Origin of the sequence: Chryseobacterium indologenes (assembly GCF_001295265.1) — a bacterium.
GTDB classification, from domain to species: domain Bacteria; phylum Bacteroidota; class Bacteroidia; order Flavobacteriales; family Weeksellaceae; genus Chryseobacterium; species Chryseobacterium indologenes_A.
On record NZ_LJOD01000011.1, the window covers coordinates 1 to 19,604 of the forward strand.

Sequence of the window (19,604 nt, forward strand, 5' to 3'; positions counted from 1 at the left end):
TGGGTCCTGGGTTCGAATCCCAGCCGGGTCACAAGTTTACTGAAAAGTAAATTTTTTTCATATTAATATTTTGTGATTTGGTGTTTCAAAGGTCTCCCTCAGGAGGCCTTTGATTTTTTATACCATTTTCTTACATCCGGCTCTGCATATCTTAAAAAGAAAGTGGTTTAACCATAATTCAGAATAAAAAACCCTGATCACGAGGCAATGATCAGAGTTAGTTATAAGTATTTTCTTTAAAATAAAGTTAATCCAGATGCATGTTGTCAATCAGTCTTACACCGTCTACAACAACTACGATAAATGCTCTGAAATTTCTGTCTTTGTAGAAGAAATCAGTCTCTTTTAGGGTATCTTCATCTGCAATCAGGAAATATTCTAGCTTCATTCCCTGCTGATGGTCAAAGATATCAGCTACTCTTTCTTTAATTTCGGGAATGGTAACAGTCCGGAACCAGTCATTTACTTTTTTTAATGTTTCATAAATGATTTTTGAAGCTTCTCTTCTGTCTTCATGAAGTCTTTGGTTTCTGGAGCTTAATGCCAGTCCGTTTTCTGCTCTGTAAATAGGTACTCCCTTTATTTTTACAGGTATCTGTTTTTTCTCGACCATTTTTTTGATAATAGCCAGCTGCTGAAAGTCTTTTTCTCCAAAATAAGCATTGTCAGGCTTTACTTGTCTGAAAAGTTCTTCCACAACAGTTCCTACACCGTCAAAATGTCCCGGTCTGGATTTTCCTTCCATTTCATTTTCGAGTCCGTCAAAATCATAATGAAGACTTTCAGTTTTTTCAGGATAAATATCAGTAACTTCAGGAATGTATACCGCATCCACCAGCCCGGAGTTTTCCAGAATTAAAATATCCCTGTTAACATCTCTCGGATATTTTTCAAGATCTTCGGCATTGTTAAATTGAGTAGGATTTACAAAAATTGAAGAAACAACCAGGTCATTTTCTTTTCTGGCTTCTTCATATAAGGAAAGGTGACCTTTGTGAAGTGCTCCCATAGTAGGGGCAAAGCCAATCCGTTTTCCCATTTCTTTCTGTCTTTCAATGAAATCCTGAAGGGTTTTCCTGTTTTTTATAACTTCCATAGTTTATTGTAATACTATTTCAAAAATACTAAAAATATCATAAAATAATATGTGTTTTTAATAATTTGAAAAAGGGAATTATCGTAAAAAAATGTTAATTAAAATAATGTTGGATGTTTTTTTGTAATTTTGCACATTAAAGCATTTTTACAAAAAAATAGATAGAAGTTTATGCCGAATCAAAAAATACTGTACATTACTACAGAGATGTATCCATATCAGGAAGATACAAATATGGCTGCAGTGGTTAACAAAATGGCACTTAAGATGCACAATGAAGGCAATGATGTAAGAGTTTTTATGCCAAGATTTGGACAAATAAGTGAGAGGAAATTCCAGCTTCATGAGGTGATCCGTCTTTCAGGAATGAATATTATTATCAATGACCTGGATCAGCCCTTAATTATTAAAGTAGCATCCCTTCCGGGAGAAAGACTTCAGGTTTACTTTATCGATAATGAAGAATACTTCAAAAGAAAACAATACTATTTCGATGACGAAGGAAATCCTTTCGGAGATAACGACGAAAGAGCTATTTTCTTTGCCAGAGGCGTTATTGAAACCATTAAGAAACTGAACTGGGTTCCGGATGTAATCCATCTGAACGGATGGATGTCTTCTTTTGTTCCGATTTATCTTAAAACCTATTACGAATCTGATACTTATTTTAAAGACGCGAAAATTGTTCTTTCTTTATATAATGAGAAAGATGCGGATCTGGATAAGAATATTGCTGAAAAGCTGGCCTTCGATAATATTTCCGGGCTAAAAGCGTTAGATAACCCGACGATAAAAAGCTTTGTTACCGAAAGCATGAACTATGTAGATATGGTAGTGAAAGGAGATGAGTTTCTTGATGAAGATCTTGACAAAGGCTTCAATGAAACAACAACTCCCAAATCAGAATACGTAGACGTAGATTCTATAAACCAACTTTATTAAAAACACTTTTTTAATGACTCATACTGTTAAAAGGACTTTCGCCATGCTTTTACTGGCGTTTTTCGGGAGTGCACTTCTTTATAACTGTGAACCGGAGGCAGATTCGCTGGGAGAACAGCTGTTTATAAAAGACGCCACAGACGGAAATGAAAAATCATACCCTCTTATCGCTTACAATATTGATAACAAAGATAGTATAAGCAGTGATGCCTCAAGACTGATCAACCAGATCAATACCAACGGAGTATCTCCATCCACAGCTGTTTTAGGAGCTTTTTCCGAAGGTCAGTTCGGAATGCAGAAAGCATCTTTTATTTCCCAGCTTAGGTTAACCCAATACGATTTTGATTTTGGTACCGCACCAAAAGTAGATTCTGTTGTAATGGTAATCAGGCCGGCAAATGAGACTCAATATAAAAAAGATTCCGTAGATGCAAAACCTGCACAGGATATAGATTTCCTGGTTGGTACTGAAACGGTAAAGGCTTCCATTGAGAAGAAATTCTATCCGGTTGTAAAATACGGAAGAGGTAAAATAGGAAGTACAGAGGTGTTGTACCATGTGAAAGTACAGGAAGTTACTACTTTCTTAGATGCTAATAATCCGGATTTGAGTAAATCAAATGCCAATATAAGTACCGGAGATCTGTTGGGAAGCACAACATTTAACGGAAATTACAGTGAAGTAACGGTGTCTAAAAAATCAGATAACACCATTATCTTTACAGGAGCTGTCGGAATGAGAATTCCTTTGGATAAAAATATTTTCCAGACCAAAATCCTGGATAAAAATAAGAAACCTGAACTTCTGAATGCTGCTAATTTTGTCAGATATTTTAAAGGTCTTAAAATTTCTGTAGATGAAACGAACGGATACCTTTTCCAGTTTTCTCCTGATAATACAGAAATAATTATGTATTACAGTAATGAAACCACATCGGGTGGAACTGTAACAAGAACACAGCAGACGCCATTCAGATTTACTCTTGGAGGAGCACGTCTTGGTCATTATGAATATAACAGATCAGGAAGTGCCTGGGAAACAGCAAGAACGGCTATCAATACACAGGATGGAGATCAAAAGCTTTTCCTTCAGGGAATGGGAGGTCCTTCCATTGCTGTTAAAATTCCTGATGCTAAAATTGATGAACTTAGATCTTTATATCAAAATAATAAAGCTGCAATCATCAATGCAAGAATCAGAATTTATACAGACCCTACAGACTGGGCTAACAATTATCAGAAACCACAAAAACTAACGTTGGTGACTGCCTCTGCATCTCCAACAACATCAGCGCTTCTTCCTGACGGGTTTACTTCAGATCTTACTTCAGGCTTTGGATTGTTTAACGGTTACGATTTAGATAAAAACCCAGCTTATTATGAGTTTTACGTAACCAAAACACTAAAGGATATTGTTGAGAAAAATACGACGAATAAAGTATTGGTTCTGAATGCAGGAGATTTCATAAAAGATACATCAAGCGTATTAGCCGGATTTAAATATACCACCAGAGCATTTGCAATGGACAGAGCAGTATTTGTAGGTACAGCGAATAACCCAAATAGCATTCAGCTAAAAGTAACTTACGGTACAAAAAAATAACACAATAAAAACACTAGAAAAAATATGTGCGGAATAGTAGGATATACAGGATTTCAGGATGCGTATGATATTGTGATCAACGGTCTTAGAAGATTAGAATATAGAGGATATGACAGTGCGGGAATCGTTTTGGAAGATGCAGACCGAAAGTTTGAAGTAGAAAAAACGAAAGGAAAAGTAGATGACTTGGTTAATATTTCTGCGCAGCTAAAAGGGAAAGCCAAAATAGGAATGGGGCACACCCGTTGGGCAACCCACGGAGTTCCAAGCGACAGGAATTCCCATCCCCATTTATCAAACAATGGTAAAGTAGCCATCGTTCATAATGGTATCATTGAAAATTATGATACCATCAAAACAATGCTTACCGGGAAAGGATTTACCTTTAAATCAGAAACAGATACAGAAGTATTGGTGAATCTTATCCAGTATTTTATGGATCTGAATCCGGAAACGGATTTTCCTTCAGCAGTAAGATTTGCACTCAATGAAGTATACGGTGCCTACGCTATAACCGTAATGCATGAAGATTATCCGGGAGTGCTGGTAGTAGGAAGATTAGGTTCTCCACTGGCTATCGGAATCGGAGATAAAGAATATTTTATTGCTTCTGACGCTTCCCCTTTTGTAGAATTCACAAAAGAAGCTATTTATCTGGAAGAGGGGCATATGGCAACAATCTCTTTAGAAAATGGAGTAGATATCAGAACGATTACAGAGAATTCTAAAATTGAGCCGGAGATTCAAAAGCTTAAACTGAGCTTAGAGCAAATCGAAAAAGGAGGATATGAGCATTTTATGCTTAAAGAAATTTTCGAGCAGCCTAAATCCGTACATGATACCATGAGAGGAAGACTTCTTGTAGACGAAGGAATTATCAAGATGGCCGGAATCTGGGATCATGTAGAAAAGTTCAGGAATGCCAACAGAATTATCATCATTGCCTGCGGAACTTCATGGCATGCCGGTCTTATCGGAGAATATCTTATTGAAGAATATGCAAGAATCCCTGTAGAAGTGGAGTATGCATCGGAATTCAGATACAGAAACCCTATTATTACCGATAAAGATGTTGTTATTGCAATTTCCCAGTCCGGAGAAACTGCAGATACCATGGCTGCACTAAAGCTTGCTAAAGAAAAAGGAGCATTTATTTATGGTATATGTAATGTAGTAGATTCATCTATTGCAAGAATTACCGATGCCGGTTCCTATACACACGCCGGCCCGGAGATCGGGGTGGCTTCTACAAAAGCGTTTACAGCACAGCTTACCATTCTTACTTTAATTGCATTTAAACTAGGAAAACATAACGGAAACCTTGGTAATGCTGAATTCATGAGCTTAATTGCTGAGCTGGATGCAGTTCCTAAGAGAATTGAAGAAGTTTTGAATTCTACGCATGAACTTGTTCAGAATATTGCAAAAGACTTTGTGGATGCTACCAACTTCCTTTATTTAGGAAGAGGATACAACTATCCGGCGGCACTGGAAGGAGCTTTAAAGCTAAAAGAAATCTCTTATATTCATGCAGAAGGATATCCGGCAGCAGAAATGAAGCACGGACCAATTGCTTTGATCGATGAAAACATGCCGATCGTTATTATTGCTCCTAAAAAAGGTCATTATGATAAGATCGTAAGCAACGTTCAGGAAATTAAAGCAAGAAAAGGAAAAATTATTGCAGTGGTTAATAAAGGAGATCAGCAGGTAAGTTCAATGGCAGATTATGTTATTGAAGTTCCTGAGACTTCAGAATGTTTCTCACCAATCGTTGCGTCAGTGCCTTTACAGCTGTTAGCATACTATATAGCAGTGTATAGAGGAGCTAATGTAGACCAGCCGAGAAACCTTGCAAAATCAGTAACCGTGGAATAAAAAATTGTTGTAAATAAAATAAATTTAGATTTCTTCCGTTATTTCAAAAAAAATCTTAAAAGTTTCTTAAAAAAATTATATATTTACGGCTTAATTATAAAAATTAACATGAAAAGGATATTTCTTTTATTATTGTCTGCGTCAGTAGCATCGGTATCTTGTTCAGGTGGTGGCAGCTCTTCAGTTGGGAAGCCAGGAACAAAAGGAGAATTGATACCAAGAGAAAAAACGAAATCATTTGTTGCGGAAAGACCATACGGAATGGTCGCAATTCCTGCAGGTTCATTTGTTGTTGGTTTAGCAGACCAGGATCCAACAAATACTCCTGAAAAAGCTTCATTGAAAACAGTTACTGTTTCTTCTTTCTTCATGGATGAAGCAGAGACTACCAATGCAGAGTACAGGGTATTTATCAACTATGTAAGAGATTCTATCGCTAGAACACTACTTGCTGAGGCTGCCGGAGAAGGCGGAGAAGGCGGACGTAGAGGAGCAAGCATAGGAGATTATGCATACCTTGCTAAAAAAGAAGAAAATTTAACACCTTATCAAGAATATTTAGAAGGCCAGGGAGGAAGAGAAGACGGAAGTTATGATGCAAGCAAAAGACTAGACTGGAAAATCCCGTTACATTGGAGTACAGGTAAGTATCCTGATGTAGAATATGCGGAAGTTTTAGAATCTATGTATCTGCCGGCTTCTTCCAGAATCGGAAACGAAAGAATCCTGGATGTAAGTAAGCTTAAATATACCTATCAGTGGGGAGATATGGATGCTGCAATTGCTGATAACGAAAGAGGGGCAAACTACCTGAAGAGTTCAAGCATTGCGATCTATCCTGATACTACAGTTTGGGTAAAAGATTTCCATTTTGCTTATAATGAGCCATTGTTTGAACAGTATTTCTGGCACAAAGCTTATAAAAACTATCCTGTAGTAGGGGTTACATGGGATCAGGCTAGAGCTTACTGTAACTTCAGATCTAAACTGAAAACAGACTATAACGAAAGTTTAAAAAGAAAAAAACAAAGACCATTGACATTCCGTCTTCCAACTGAAACAGAATGGGAATACGCTGCAAAAGGGGGAATGCAAAATGCTACTTATCCATGGGGAGGTCCTTATTTAATGGACGACAGAGGTTGCTACCTTGCCAACTTCAAACCTAAGAGAGGTAACTACATGGAAGACGAGAAAAAAGGTACTTATACATATACAGCTCCAGTTAAGAAATTTAAGAAAAATGGGTTTGGGTTATTTGATATGGCTGGAAACGTTTCTGAATGGACAGCATCTGCTTATAACAACTCTTCTTATGGATTCTCTTCTACTTTAAATCCTTCTACGAAAGATAAAGTAGATACAAAAAGATCTGTAAGAGGTGGATCTTGGAAAGACGTTGGCTATGCGCTGATGACCGGTGCAAGAGATTGGGAAAGAAAAGATTCCGCAAGAAGTTATATCGGATTCAGAACTGTACAGGATATTCCTGAAGCAGCTGTTAAACCAAGAAGAGTTAACAGATAATCAATCAGACAATTATTTTTCAATACAATTTTATTTAACATTAAAAAAACTAACTTAATATGTTTAAGACTAAAGATGCTTGGATGAATTTCTTTTATTCATTCGGGGCTGCAATTGTAATTCTTGGAGCTTGGCTTAAAATTACTCACATTACCCTGGGACCTATTAACGGAAATATGGCTCTTACTGTGGGACTTATTACGGAAGCTATTATCTTTATCATTTTCGCATTTGACCCTCCAAAATCAGAAGAGTCTTATGCTTGGGAAAATGTATATCCTGAATTATTAGATAAACATGCGAATCCAAACCCGCTTCACTCTAATGTATCTACTAAAGTGAATGCTCAACAGCAGTTTGCAGAATTAGAAAATTCTCTTTCGACGAAACTAGATAAAATGCTTGAAGATGCTAAACTTGATGTTCAGTTATTCGAAAGATTAAGAACAGGAATCGACAAGTTTTCAAATTCTGTAGACCAGATCAACCAAACCGTTGATGTATCTGCATCTACTCACAAGTACAATGACCAGCTTAATAAAGCAGCTCAGCACATGGAAAGCATGAATGCTCTATATGCAATGCAGCTTGAAAGCGGAAAAAGACAATCTGAATTTGCTAATAAATATGTAGCAGATATGCAGAAGTCTGCAGAGCAGTCTGAGAAATTCAATCAAGAGCTACAAGGTTTAACATCTAATCTGAATAACTTAAACAGAGTTTATGGCGGTATGTTAACTGCTATGAAGTCTTAATCCTGAACCATTTCTAAATTTAACTACTTAATCAAAAAACAAAGAAAAGAGAATGGCACAAGGAAAACAGACCCCTCGTCAGAAGATGATCAACCTGATGTATCTGGTGTTCATCGCGATGATGGCCCTCAACATTGATGCAGAAATCATCAGATCATATTATGACTCAACCAGAGCGTTGAATGAAACAAGAACTTTAACAGAGAAAAAGAACGAAAAGATCTTTGAAAGAACGCTTGAGGCTAAAGCTCAGCAGGTTCCGGATACTTACGCTCAGCCTTGGGAACAGTATAAAGTTCTGAAAGGTAAGATTGATGTATTGGTATCCTCTGCTCAGGGAATCAAAGACGCTCTTAAGAAACAGTCAGAGTTCCACGATAAAGATCCTAAAACAGGAAAAGATATTGATGTAAGCGAAAACTTTGCCGCATTAAATAACAATGAGGCTACTACAGAATATTTCTTTAAAGAAGGTGACGAAAATACACCTTCAAAAGGAGCTTTAGATCTGAAAGCTAAGATTGATGATGTAAGAAATTATATCAATGCAACTTTTGGTAATAATGAACAATTGAAGGACCTTGTAGATAGAGCAAACAAATCTCTTATCGCAGAATATCCTAAAGGAAAATCTCCGAATGATAAAACATGGTTCCAGAATAAATTTTATCACCAGCCGCTTATCGCTGCAATTTCTAATCTGGAGATTATCCAAAATGATGCCAGAAATGTACAATCTGATGCATTGGCATTATTACTTCAGGAAAAAGTAGATGCGAGTATCAAATTTACAAGCTATGAAGCTATTGTTTCAGGTCCGGTAGATATTCAGGCAGGTAAACAGGCAGAGGTAAAAGTAATGTTAGGAAACTATTCTAACAGTAATAAGATCAGTATTTCTGGTGTTAGCAGAGTAGAAAACGGTAAAGGTACAATTTCAATTTCAGGTTCTGGACTTGGAGAGCATAAATTAGGAGGTGTAATTACACTAACTGATGCTTCAGGTAAATCACAGCCTTTCCCTTGGACGCATACGTATAACGTAATTGCAGGACCAAGAGAAGTAAAACTTGAAAAAGGATTATTACTTTCTGCAGATAAGATGAATGTAATGTACAGAGGACTTGAGAACCCTGTTTCAGGATCTATCTTAGGTGCTGATAACTCTAGACTTTCATTATCTGCTCCAGGAGCTGTTGTGAAGAGCACAGGTCCGGGTAAATGGGATGTAACTCCTACTACAGGTAATACTGTTAAGTTAACATTATCAGGAACTGATCCATATGGTAAGACTGTTTCTCAGGTATTTGAATACAGAATTAAAAATATTCCTAGACCTCAGGGACAAATCAGAGGCAAGACGGTTAACTATATGCCTGTAGGTTCTATTCCTAACCAGATTGTATCTGCAGCGTTGCCAGATTTTGATTTCCCTGTTTCGTTTACAGTAAACAGCTTCATTATCAAAGTTCCTGGAAGAGCTGGTACATTGATCCAAGGAAGTTCACTTCAGGGTGCAGAAGGTATGCTTAGAAATCTTAGACCAGGCGATGTCGTTCAGATCTATGATATTCAGGCAACAGCTACAGGTCTTGGAAACCAGAAACTTAAGGAGATATCACCTGTAATTATTAATGTTCAATAAGGTTAATTTGTAAAATCATATTATGAAAAAATATATTAGCAGTCTTTTAGTACTAGTTTCGGGATTTGCTTTTTCCCAGACTATTCTGAACGCTTCTTCTCCTGAGGAATTTAGACAGATGAGAGCTGAATCTATGAGAAAAGCAGGGGATACTGTTATCAGTAATAAAGTGAAACCACTGGAATATGGATTCGTAGATGATAAAGACATCATGAAAAGTATGTTTGTTTGGGAGATCATTGATATGAATGATAAGATCAACCAACCTTTCTACTATGACAATCCGGATGGTCTTCTTTCTTCCTCTACAAGATCTATATATCAGCTTTTGTTAGATGGTGCGCTTAACGGAACCATCAAGGAAGTATATGATGATGATAACTTTGTAACCAGACTTAGCCCAGAAGCTATTCAGAAAAGACTGGAAAGTGTAAGACTGGATGAAGAAGCTATCGATATTCTTAACTCCGGAAGAGCATTAACAGAAGAAGAAAAGAAGAGATTAACAGATATCATCAGAACAACAACAGATAAAGTTAAAGTTCTTAAGATAATGGGTATGTGGTTCATCGATAAGAGAGACGGGCAAATGAAGTACAGACCTCTGGGTCTTGCAGCTATGGGTCCGGATCCATCTTCAATAGGAAGAATTGGTCCTGACGGCCAGCCTCTTGCAGGTGGTGATGATCTTGTAGACCTGTTCTGGATCTATTATCCAAATGCACGTGAAATCCTTGCGAATAATTATGTGTATAACAGAAAGAACTCTTCTGCGGACCTGTCTTTTGATGATATTATCAATGCAAGAAGATTCTCTTCAATAATTTATAAGTCATCAAGCGGTTTAGGAGACGGTAAAATCAAAGATTATATTCCTAGAGATGCTGATGATCAGCTGGAAGAAAGCGAGAGAATTAAATCGCAGATTCTTGAAATGGAAAATGAAATGTGGAATTACTAAATTTCACTTGATATTTATAGAAAACCTGAGTATTTTTACTCAGGTTTTTTTATTATGAAGAATGTAGATTATATTATTGTCGGGGATGGCTATGCAGGGCTGTTTTTTGCCCATCAGCTTATAAAGAACGGTAAATCCTTCGTCATCTATTCTGAGGGAAGGAAAAGCGCTTCTCAGGTTTCAGCAGGAATTATCAACCCGGTAGTTCTGAAGAAATTTACAACTTTCTGGAAAGCTCAGGAGCAGATTGATTTTCTGAAGATTACTCTGGATGAAATTAAATCTTATACAGATAAAAATTATCTTATCAAAGCACCCATCCACAGAATTTTTCATGATGAAAATGAACAGAAGCTCTGGCTGAAGAAATCAGAAAATGAAGACCTGTCTGATTTTCTTGACAAAAATTTCGATCGTTTAGAGGGCGTAAAAAACGAGTTTAAGACCGGAAAGGTTAATCAGTCTGCCAGACTGGATGTAAGTGGATTTTTTGAGGGTTTATTCAGTTATTTCAAGAAAAATGAGCTGATCGAAGAAGAAAAATTTGATTATGCAAAATTAGATGCTCAGAATTCATCCTACAAAGATTATCAGTTTAAAAATGTTGTATTCTGTGAAGGTATGGGAGTGAAAGAGAATCCATATTTTTCTGATATTGCAGTTAATCCCAATAAAGGGCATCACATAAAAGTGAAACTGTCTGTATCTCTTCCTGAAAATATTACCGTTAAAAAGAAACATTTCCTGTTTCCAACTGATAATGGAACGTATTTTTATGGTGGAACCTATGACAGAGAGCAGCTTCATCATCATATAGATGATTCTGCAGTGGAGCAGCTTGTCAATGGTCTCTCTGAAATTTATCCTTATGATTTTGAAGTAAAAGAAGTGAACTTTGGCTTCCGTCCTACAGTAAAAGACCGAAGGCCTATCATCGGAAGACATGAAGAATATAAAAATCTCTATGTTTTCAATGGATTAGGGGCAAGAGGAATTCTTAACGGATGTTATTTTTCCCATAGCCTGTACCGTTTCATCGAGGAAAATATCCCTCTGCATGAAGAAGTTTCCTTAAACAGATTTCAATAAGAGTTAAAATATATATTCAAGAAACAGGTCTATGAATGAAAATCTTCTCGGAATCACAGCCGGTGTTCTTACCTCCATTTCGATGATTCCCCAGCTAATAAAAGTGATCAGGAAAAAAGATGTGAAAGATATTTCTTTGGTTATGCTTCTGATTCTTATTTCAGGACTTTCACTATGGGTATGGTACGGTATTAAGAAAGATGAACTGCCTATAATTCTGTCGAATTCATTTGCTGTATTGGTGAATTTGAGTCTTTTAGGCTGCTATATCCTCTATAAAAAATCTTGAGTTCAGATAATAGTATAATAGTAGCGGCGGGCCATTCGGCCCGCCGCTACTGCTTGACAATATATTTTTTTCAATTAGTTCTGAAGTGTGAACTTTGCCAAAGGAGCCATTTTGGCCTTATTTAAAGTCAGTGTATTTCCGTTAACCGAATAATTATCTGCTGCAAGTACAGCTTTTGTAAATTGATTTTCAATATCCAGATCTTCACAGGCCATCATGGTGGACATTCCCTGGTTGAATTTGATTCTCATAGCTTCTGGCTTAATTTCATAAGTTCCTCCAAAGCCATTGCACCCGGCATGTCCCTCATATCTCATACCTTCTGTATTAAGCTTGAAATAAGGATTATTTTTAGGGTTTTTAAGCTGAATAGGTTTTCCGTTTAATTCCGTCAGTTTCCATGTTTTCCCTGTAATATCGGTACTGTTCTGAGCTGAAGGAGTTTTACATGAAATTAAGAATGCAAACAAGAATACAGTAGATAAGTAATAAAGTAAATTTTTCATAATAATTGATATTTTGATTAAAAGTAATGGTTCTGCCTTATTTTAGTAAGAAGCCATTTTTGCAGATCCGGAACCTTTAGAGTCACGTTTAGAATGGAACAGTACCATGTCTACATTTTTCTTTAAAAAAGTAATGTTTCCTTTAATGTCAGAATATTGATATTCCTCATTAGAGGCCGTATATTCAGGCAGTGCATCGCTTTTCTTCAGATTATAGGTTTTTCCGTTCAGATGAACAGTAGCCGTGTTTTTTGTACTGTTTACGGTGACTTCTATTGTTTCGCCATAGCTGTCAGTGAAGACATTTTTAGATATTTCATCTTTGTTTTCCGGAGCGGCAGTAATGGTTTCAGCTTCTTTACCAGGATGTTTACACGCTGTTGAGGAAAAGACGGCTACTCCTACAAGGACCGTTGTTAATAATTTTTTCATAGTGATAAGTGATTTTAAAGTGTTGCATGAAATTGCGATATTAATATTATATAAAATTACAAATATTATTGATAATTATATGTTAATTTTACATAAATTAATTATATTTTTTTATTCAAAAACAATGCGATTTCTTTTAAAGTACTTTCATAAGCCCTCAAAGAAGGAAGTATTAAAAAAAATCAGAAGGATATGCCCGGATTTCAGGGTCCGATTTCAGAATAAAAAATATATTCTTTTACCATTTCACGGTGCTGTTTTAACGCGGTGCAAAAGTATTAAAAATTACAACATGCTGATACATAGGTTTAAATGATTTAAATCATGCTGTAATGAAATATAGAATTTAATTGAACTGCCATTCTAATAAATATATCCTTCAAAAAAACAGTAAAGAAAATAATGATGGATCATTCATTGAAAGAAGATGAAAATAATTATGAAATCCCGTAATTACCTTATTCAGCTTATTTAAAGGAGCGTTAAATTTTGTTAATCTGCTATGAGGATATATATTTCTAAATGTACATTTGCGACTTCAAAATGAGAAACTTTATAATATATTTTTTGACAGGCCTTTTCCTGCTATTTGTAGTAGAGAGCCGTCTGAATGTTAAAACACTTCGGAATGACTATTCCGGACATGTTTCTCATCATATGCCCAAAAGAGCCAACCGCCTGAATCAGACGTACGAAAAGCTTACCATTCAGCAGATGGCAGATCATATAGACAATTCCACATTAGAACTTTATGAAGATGATTTCCATCTTTCTGATACTTTTCAGGCCATTGTTGTTCTTGCCGGAGTGTTTAATCTGGTTTATATTTTTGGATTAAGATCTTTTAAAAGCAAAAAACCTGATATTCATGGTTTCCTTTCGCTGTTTTCCCATGTAAAAAGATTCATTCTGATCCGTTCTATCAGAATTTAAAAATTCACTTTTTTTAATTTGTTTTCTGTTCTCAATGCAGGCAGGAAACACACTGTGTTGTGTATGCCGGTAATCATCACATCGCAGAAATCTCTGTTACCTTTTATTTCCATTCAAAACATTAACGAATTTATATTAACTCTAGAATTATGATGAAAAGAGTTGCCTCAGGCATTGCGCTTTGTACCCTTTTGCTGGCAGTAAGCTGCGGTCACAAAAAAGAAGAAAAAGAAGAAGCGGCAGTTTATCCTGTTACCAGTCCTGTAAGGATGGATACTGTGATCAATAAAGAATTTGTAGCCCAGATCCAGTCCGTAAAAAACATTGAAATCCGCGCACAGGAAAAAGGATTTCTCGAAAAAATTTACGTAGATGAAGGCCAGTATGTACACGCAGGCCAGACCCTGTTCAGAATTATGCCTCAGTTATACCAGGCAGAGCTGTTAAAAGCTAAAGCAGAAGTAGAGCAGGCATCTATTGAACTTAAAAATGCCAGTACGCTGGCTAATAACAACATTGTTTCCAAGAATGAAAGAGCAATGGCTAAAGCTAAGCTGGATGCAGCTAATGCTGAAATGAAACTGGCTCAGATCCATTTATCATTTACCGATATTAAAGCCCCGTTTTCAGGAGTAATCAACAGAATTCCTCTAAAATTGGGTAGCCTTGTGGATGAAGGTGATCTGTTGACTTCTTTATCAGACAATACAAGTGTTTACAGCTATTTTAATGTTTCAGAACCAGAATATCTGAGCTATCAGACCCATGCGGCAGACAGGGGAAGCAATCAGGTATCCTTAATCATGGCCAATGGAGAAACACTGCCTCAAAAAGGAGAGATCCAGACCATTGAAGGAGAATTTGACAACGAAACCGGCAATATTGCCTTCAGAGCAAAATTCCCCAACCCGGATAAGCTTCTGAGAAACGGAGAAACCGGGAAAATACAGATGACCCTTCCGGTACATAACGCATTAATTATTCCACAGAAAGCAACCTATGAAATCCAGGATCAGAAATATGTATTTGTGATTGATAAAAACGGGGTAGCAAAATCCAGAAACATAAAAATAGCTTATGAACTGCCTGATCTTTATGTAGTGGGTTCTGGCCTTTCGACAGGAGATAAAATATTATTGGAAGGAGTACAGAAAGTAAAAGACGATCAAAAGATAAAAATAAAATTCCAGGATCCTAAAAAAGTTCTTCAGTCGTTGAAATTAAAAGCAGAGTAGTCTACGTCTAATAAAGAAACAGTATGTTTAAGAAATTCATCCGCAGACCTGTTCTGTCTATCGTAATCTCTTTGATTATCGTATTTATGGGAGTTTTGTCATTGGTAAAACTTCCGGTGACCCAGTTTCCTTCAATTTCTCCGCCTAAAGTAAATATTACTGCGGAATATCCCGGAGCCAACAACGAATTATTGATCAAGTCCGTGGTTATCCCCCTCGAAAGAGGACTGAATGGAGTACCGGGCATGAAATATATGACTTCCGATGCAGGAAATGACGGGGAAGCTTCCATTCAGGTGGTGTTCGATCTTGGAACAGATCCCAATGTTGCCGCAGTAAATGTTCAGAACCGTGTATCTTCAGTAGTCAATAAACTTCCACCGCTGGTAGTACGTGAAGGAGTGAAAATTACCCGTGAAGAACCCAATATGCTCATGTACATCAACCTGTACAGTGACGATCCTAAAGCTGACCAGAAATTCCTGTTCAATTATGCTGATATTAACGTAATGTCCGAATTGAGAAGGGTAAGCGGGGTAGGATTCGCAGATATTCTAGGAACCCGTGAATATGCCATGCGTATCTGGCTGAAGCCAGACAGGCTTACCGCTTATAATATCTCAGCTGACGAGGTAATGGAGGCCCTGAATCAGCAGAGTCTTGAAGCTTCTCCGGGAAAAACAGGAGAGAGCTCCGGGAAGCGCTCGCAATCATTTGAATACATCCTGAAATATCCGGGACGTTTCAATAATGAAAAAGACTACGGAAACATCATCTTAAAAGCAAAATCAGCCGGAGAATTTGTAAGGCTGAAAGATGTTGCAGATATTGAATTCGGAAGCTCAATGTATGATATCTATTCCACGCTGAACGGAAAACCTTCGGCAGCAATTACTGTAAAGCAGTCATATGGCTCCAATGCAAGTGATGTTATCAAAAATGTGAAGGCTTTAATGGCGGACCTTGAGAAAAATACATTTCCGAAAGGTATGCATTATGATATCAGCTATGACGTTTCCAGGTTCCTTGATGCTTCCATGGAAAAAGTAATTCACACATTGTTTGAAGCTTTCATTCTTGTGGCAATCGTAGTATTTCTGTTCCTTGGAGACTGGCGTTCAACGCTAATTCCGGCTCTGGCCGTTCCCGTTTCATTGGTGGGTACATTTGCTGTAATGTTTGCATTCGGAATCACCCTGAATATGATTTCACTCTTTGCTCTGGTAATGGCCATCGGGGTTGTAGTAGATGATGCGATTGTAGTGATTGAAGCTGTTCACGCCAAAATGGAGGAGAAACATCTTTCCCCTTTGAAAGCCACAGAAGAAGCAATGCATGAGATCAGTGGGGCCATCATTGCGATTACATTGGTAATGGCATCCGTATTCATTCCAATTGCCTTTATGTCCGGCCCGGTAGGAGTATTTTACCGTCAGTTCTCTATTACCATGGCTTCGGCAATTATCCTTTCCGGAGTGGTTGCATTAACGCTTACACCTGCACTTTGCGCCCTGATCCTGAAAAATAACCACGGAAAAGCCAGAAAGAAGACACCCGTTACCATTTTCCTGGATAAATTCAATAACCTGTTTACAAAAGGAGCCGGGAAATACGAGAAACTGCTGAATAAAACAGTAACAAAGAAAGCATTTACCCTTCCGTTATTGCTGGCATTCTGTGCCTGTACTTTCTTCCTGAGTAATTCCCTTCCTTCCGGATTTATCCCGGCAGAAGACCAGGGAATGATCTATGCGATTATCCAGACCCCGCCGGGATCTACACTGGAAAGAACCAATCAGATTGCGAGAGAATTGCTTCGGGAATCTGAAGATATTGACGGGGTGCAGTCAGTTTCCTCACTGGCAGGATACGAAATTCTGACAGAAGGAACCGGTTCCAATTCAGGAACCTGTCTGATCAACCTGAAAAGTTGGGAAGAACGCAAAGAATCCGCCGCAGAAATTATTGAAAAGCTGGAAGAAAAAGCCAAAAATATTCCCGGAGCCAATATAGAATTTTTCCAGCCGCCTTCCATTCCGGGATATGGTGCCGCGGGAGGTTTTGAACTCCGCCTGCTGGATAAGGCCGGAAGTGGAGATTACCATAAAATGGAACAGGTAAGCAACGATTTTGTAAAAGAATTAAAGAAACGCCCTGAACTGGGGTCTGCATTTACTTTCTATTCTGCAAGCTTCCCTCAGTATATGCTTAAGGTGGATAATGATCTTGCCGAGCAAAAAGGGGTTACCATTGATAATGCTATGGGCAACCTGTCTACTCTGATCGGCTCCAACTATGAGACCAGTTTTATCCGTTTTGACAGGCCTTACAAAGTAATCGTACAGGCCGGACCGCAGTACCGGGCACTTCCAACCGACCTTCTGAAACTGTATGTGAAAAATGATAAAGAACAGATGGTTCCGTACTCCGATTTTATGAAACTTGAAAAAGTATACGGACTTTCCGAGATTACAAGACATAATATGTATAACTCTGCCGAAGTGAGCGGAACTCCGGCGCCGGGATACAGCAGCGGACAGGCCATCAAAGCCATTCAGGAAGTTGCTGATAAAACACTTCCTAGAGGTTTTGGAATAGACTGGGCAGGTATTTCTAAAGACGAGGTGAGCCGTGGAAACGAAGCTATATTTATCTTTCTGGTGTGTCTGGGATTTGTTTACCTGATCCTTTCAGCACAATATGAAAGCTTTATCCTTCCGCTTCCGGTAATTTTATCCCTTCCTACAGGTATTTTCGGAGCATTTTTATGCCTGAAATTATTAGGTCTGGAAAATAATATTTATGCACAGGTTGCCATGGTCATGCTGATTGGCCTGCTGGGTAAAAATGCTGTACTGATTGTGGAATTTGCGGTTCAGAAGAAAGCCGAAGAAGGAATTCCGGTGGTTAAGGCGGCTATTGAAGGCGCAGCCATCCGTTTTCGTCCTATTCTGATGACTTCATTTGCCTTTATTGCAGGTCTTATTCCACTGGTAATGGCTACAGGCCCCGGAGCAATAGGGAATCGTACTATCGGGACAGCTGCAGCCGGCGGTATGCTTATAGGAACTGTTTTCGGACTGATGATTATTCCGGGACTGTATTATATATTCGGAACCATTGCAGAAAAATCAAGACTGGCCAGATATGAAGAAGAGAACCCATTAACAGAACAAACTGAACCTTACGAACACGATGGAAAATTTGAAGATTAAGAATATATTCACTGCGGCAGTAATATCGCTTGTATTAGCAGGTTGTAAAGCTCCCATGGCAACCGTTATAAAAGATGAAGTAAAAGAAAACCTTCCCCAGAATTTCAATCAGGAAGAGCCTCAGGACGCAAATAACAATAGCGGAACAACCCCATGGAGACAATTTTTTACAGATCCTAATCTGGTTAGCTTAATTGAGACTGCCCTGAAAAATAATCAGGAACTGCTGATTACGCTTCAGGAAATTGAAATTGCCAAAAGTGGTGTTTTAGCTAAAAAAGGAAAACTGAGCCCTGCTGTTTCTGCCGGAATAGGAGCGGGACTTAAAAAAGCGGGACGTTACACCAGTGAAGGAGCAGGAGATGCTACTACAGAAATAGAACCCGGAAAAGAAATGCCGGATCCACTGGGTAATTTTGAAGGAGGATTGATGGCCAACTGGGAAATCGATATCTGGAAAAAACTCAGAACCGAGAAAGAAGCTGCAGTAGCTCACTATCTTTCTACAGTTGAAGGGAAGAACTTTGTATTGTCCAATCTTATTGAAGAAGTGGCGGATAATTACTATGAATTGCTGGCTCTTGATAATCAGTTGGATATTATTCAGCAATATATCAGGCTTCAGGAAAGAGCCCTGGAAATTTCTAAAATACAGAAAGAAGCCGCGGCAGCCACAGAACTGGCCGTGAAAAAATTTGAAGCTGAGCTGGCAAAATCGAAAGCTGCAGAATACACCATCCGCCAGCAGATTACAGAAAAAGAAAATCAGATTAATGCCCTTCTGGGTAGATATCCGCAGCCTATTATAAGAACAAAGGAAAGCTTCATGTCTACCATTCCGCAGACTGTTTATACCGGGATTCCGTCTCAGCTTCTGTCTAACCGTCCGGATATTAAACAGGCAGAACTGGAGCTTAAAGCAGCAAAACTGGATGTGCAGGCCGCAAGAAAAGAGTTTTATCCGTCACTTGAAATTTCTGCAACCTTAGGGCTGGAAGCTTTCAAACCTTCCTATCTGGTTAAAATGCCGGAATCCATTGCCTATAATTTAGCAGGAGAGCTGGCCGGGCCGCTGATCAATAAAAGTGCTATCAAAGCCAATTTCCAGACAGCTGATGCCAAACAGATACAGTCTCTTTATGAATATGATAAAACAATTCTGAATGCTTATCTGGACGTGGCCAACCTGATGTCTAAGATTAAAAATATAGACCAGTATTATCAGCTGAAATCTCAGGAAACCAAAGCGCTGGACCAGTCTATTGATATCGCTAACCAGCTATTCAGAAATTCAAGAGCAGATTATCTGGAAGTGCTGTTAAATCAAAGAGATGCTCTGGATGCAAAAATGGAACTGATTGAAGCTAAACAGAAACAGCTTAGCACAGTGGTGGATATTTACAAAAGCCTTGGAGGAGGCTGGAAATAAAAATATCATAATTCTCAATAAAACAGTTAATGTTTTGAGGCTGGCCCCTGCGGGGGCTGTTTTTTT

General features: G+C 38.1%; 16 protein-coding genes. 13 read left to right on the forward strand and 3 right to left on the reverse strand.

The window, feature by feature from the left end; genetic code table 11:
* Positions 1–247: 247 nt before the first annotated feature.
* Entirely contained in the window at positions 248–1,096 is an 849-nt protein-coding gene (gene panC, locus AOB46_RS15430; protein WP_062700981.1) for a pantoate--beta-alanine ligase, read from the reverse strand.
* A gap of 171 nt (positions 1,097–1,267) precedes the next feature.
* Here panC and AOB46_RS15435 point away from each other — a divergent pair, with 171 nt between their 5' ends.
* From AOB46_RS15435 to AOB46_RS15475, 9 genes are all read left to right on the forward strand, one after another.
* Positions 1,268–2,038, forward strand: coding sequence for a glycogen/starch synthase (locus AOB46_RS15435; protein ID WP_062700983.1), 771 nt, complete (start codon positions 1,268–1,270; stop codon positions 2,036–2,038).
* 13 nt (positions 2,039–2,051) lie between these two features.
* Entirely contained in the window at positions 2,052–3,644 is a 1,593-nt protein-coding gene (locus tag AOB46_RS15440) for a DUF4270 family protein (RefSeq protein WP_082377167.1), read from the forward strand.
* 24 nt (positions 3,645–3,668) lie between these two features.
* Positions 3,669–5,522, forward strand: coding sequence for a glutamine--fructose-6-phosphate transaminase (isomerizing) (gene glmS, locus AOB46_RS15445; protein WP_062700987.1), 1,854 nt, complete (start codon positions 3,669–3,671; stop codon positions 5,520–5,522).
* Between the two features lie 108 nt (positions 5,523–5,630).
* Positions 5,631–7,049 carry a gliding motility lipoprotein GldK gene (gldK, locus tag AOB46_RS15450; protein WP_062700989.1) on the forward strand — a complete coding sequence of 473 codons (1,419 nt, stop codon included), beginning with the start codon at positions 5,631–5,633 and terminating at the stop codon, positions 7,047–7,049.
* Between the two features lie 59 nt (positions 7,050–7,108).
* On the forward strand, positions 7,109–7,804 hold the full coding sequence (gene gldL, locus AOB46_RS15455) for a gliding motility protein GldL (RefSeq protein ID WP_062700992.1): 696 nt from the start codon (positions 7,109–7,111) through the stop codon (positions 7,802–7,804).
* A gap of 52 nt (positions 7,805–7,856) precedes the next feature.
* Positions 7,857–9,449 (forward strand): GldM family protein, encoded by a 1,593-nt coding sequence (locus AOB46_RS15460; protein WP_062700994.1) that lies wholly within the window; start codon positions 7,857–7,859, stop codon positions 9,447–9,449.
* 22 nt (positions 9,450–9,471) lie between these two features.
* Positions 9,472–10,410: a gliding motility protein GldN gene (gene gldN / locus AOB46_RS15465; RefSeq protein WP_062700996.1), complete on the forward strand. Its 939-nt coding sequence runs from the start codon at positions 9,472–9,474 to the stop codon at positions 10,408–10,410.
* 54 nt (positions 10,411–10,464) lie between these two features.
* Complete coding sequence (locus tag AOB46_RS15470) at positions 10,465–11,499, forward strand: NAD(P)/FAD-dependent oxidoreductase (RefSeq protein ID WP_062700998.1); 1,035 nt, start codon at positions 10,465–10,467, stop codon at positions 11,497–11,499.
* A 31-nt stretch (positions 11,500–11,530) separates the two neighbouring features.
* Positions 11,531–11,788, forward strand: a complete 258-nt coding sequence (locus tag AOB46_RS15475) for a SemiSWEET transporter (protein ID WP_062701000.1) — start codon at positions 11,531–11,533, stop codon at positions 11,786–11,788.
* Positions 11,789–11,862: 74 nt separating this feature from the next.
* On the opposite strand, the gene AOB46_RS15480 is transcribed toward AOB46_RS15475, so the two are convergent.
* Both AOB46_RS15480 and AOB46_RS15485 read right to left on the reverse strand, forming a co-directional pair.
* A complete protein-coding gene (locus AOB46_RS15480) occupies positions 11,863–12,294 on the reverse strand; it encodes an META domain-containing protein (RefSeq protein ID WP_062701002.1) in 432 nt (143 codons plus the stop codon).
* A gap of 42 nt (positions 12,295–12,336) precedes the next feature.
* Positions 12,337–12,726 (reverse strand): hypothetical protein, encoded by a 390-nt coding sequence (locus AOB46_RS15485; RefSeq protein WP_062701004.1) that lies wholly within the window; start codon positions 12,724–12,726, stop codon positions 12,337–12,339.
* Positions 12,727–13,269: 543 nt separating this feature from the next.
* On the opposite strand from AOB46_RS15485, the gene AOB46_RS15495 reads away from it, so the two are divergent.
* The 4 genes from AOB46_RS15495 (at position 13,270) to AOB46_RS15510 (ending at position 19,538) form a co-directional block, all read left to right on the forward strand.
* A complete protein-coding gene (locus AOB46_RS15495) occupies positions 13,270–13,659 on the forward strand; it encodes a hypothetical protein (protein ID WP_062701008.1) in 390 nt (129 codons plus the stop codon).
* 152 nt (positions 13,660–13,811) lie between these two features.
* Positions 13,812–14,894, forward strand: a complete 1,083-nt coding sequence (locus AOB46_RS15500; protein WP_062701240.1) for an efflux RND transporter periplasmic adaptor subunit — start codon at positions 13,812–13,814, stop codon at positions 14,892–14,894.
* A gap of 23 nt (positions 14,895–14,917) precedes the next feature.
* The gene (locus tag AOB46_RS15505) at positions 14,918–18,109 is read left to right on the forward strand and encodes an efflux RND transporter permease subunit (RefSeq protein ID WP_062701010.1); all 3,192 of its coding nucleotides are present in this window, start codon (positions 14,918–14,920) and stop codon (positions 18,107–18,109) included.
* Positions 18,090–19,538 carry a TolC family protein gene (locus AOB46_RS15510; RefSeq protein ID WP_062701012.1) on the forward strand — a complete coding sequence of 483 codons (1,449 nt, stop codon included), beginning with the start codon at positions 18,090–18,092 and terminating at the stop codon, positions 19,536–19,538. The genes AOB46_RS15505 and AOB46_RS15510 overlap by 20 nt, the downstream gene beginning before the upstream one ends.
* The last annotated feature ends 66 nt before the right edge of the window (positions 19,539–19,604 follow it).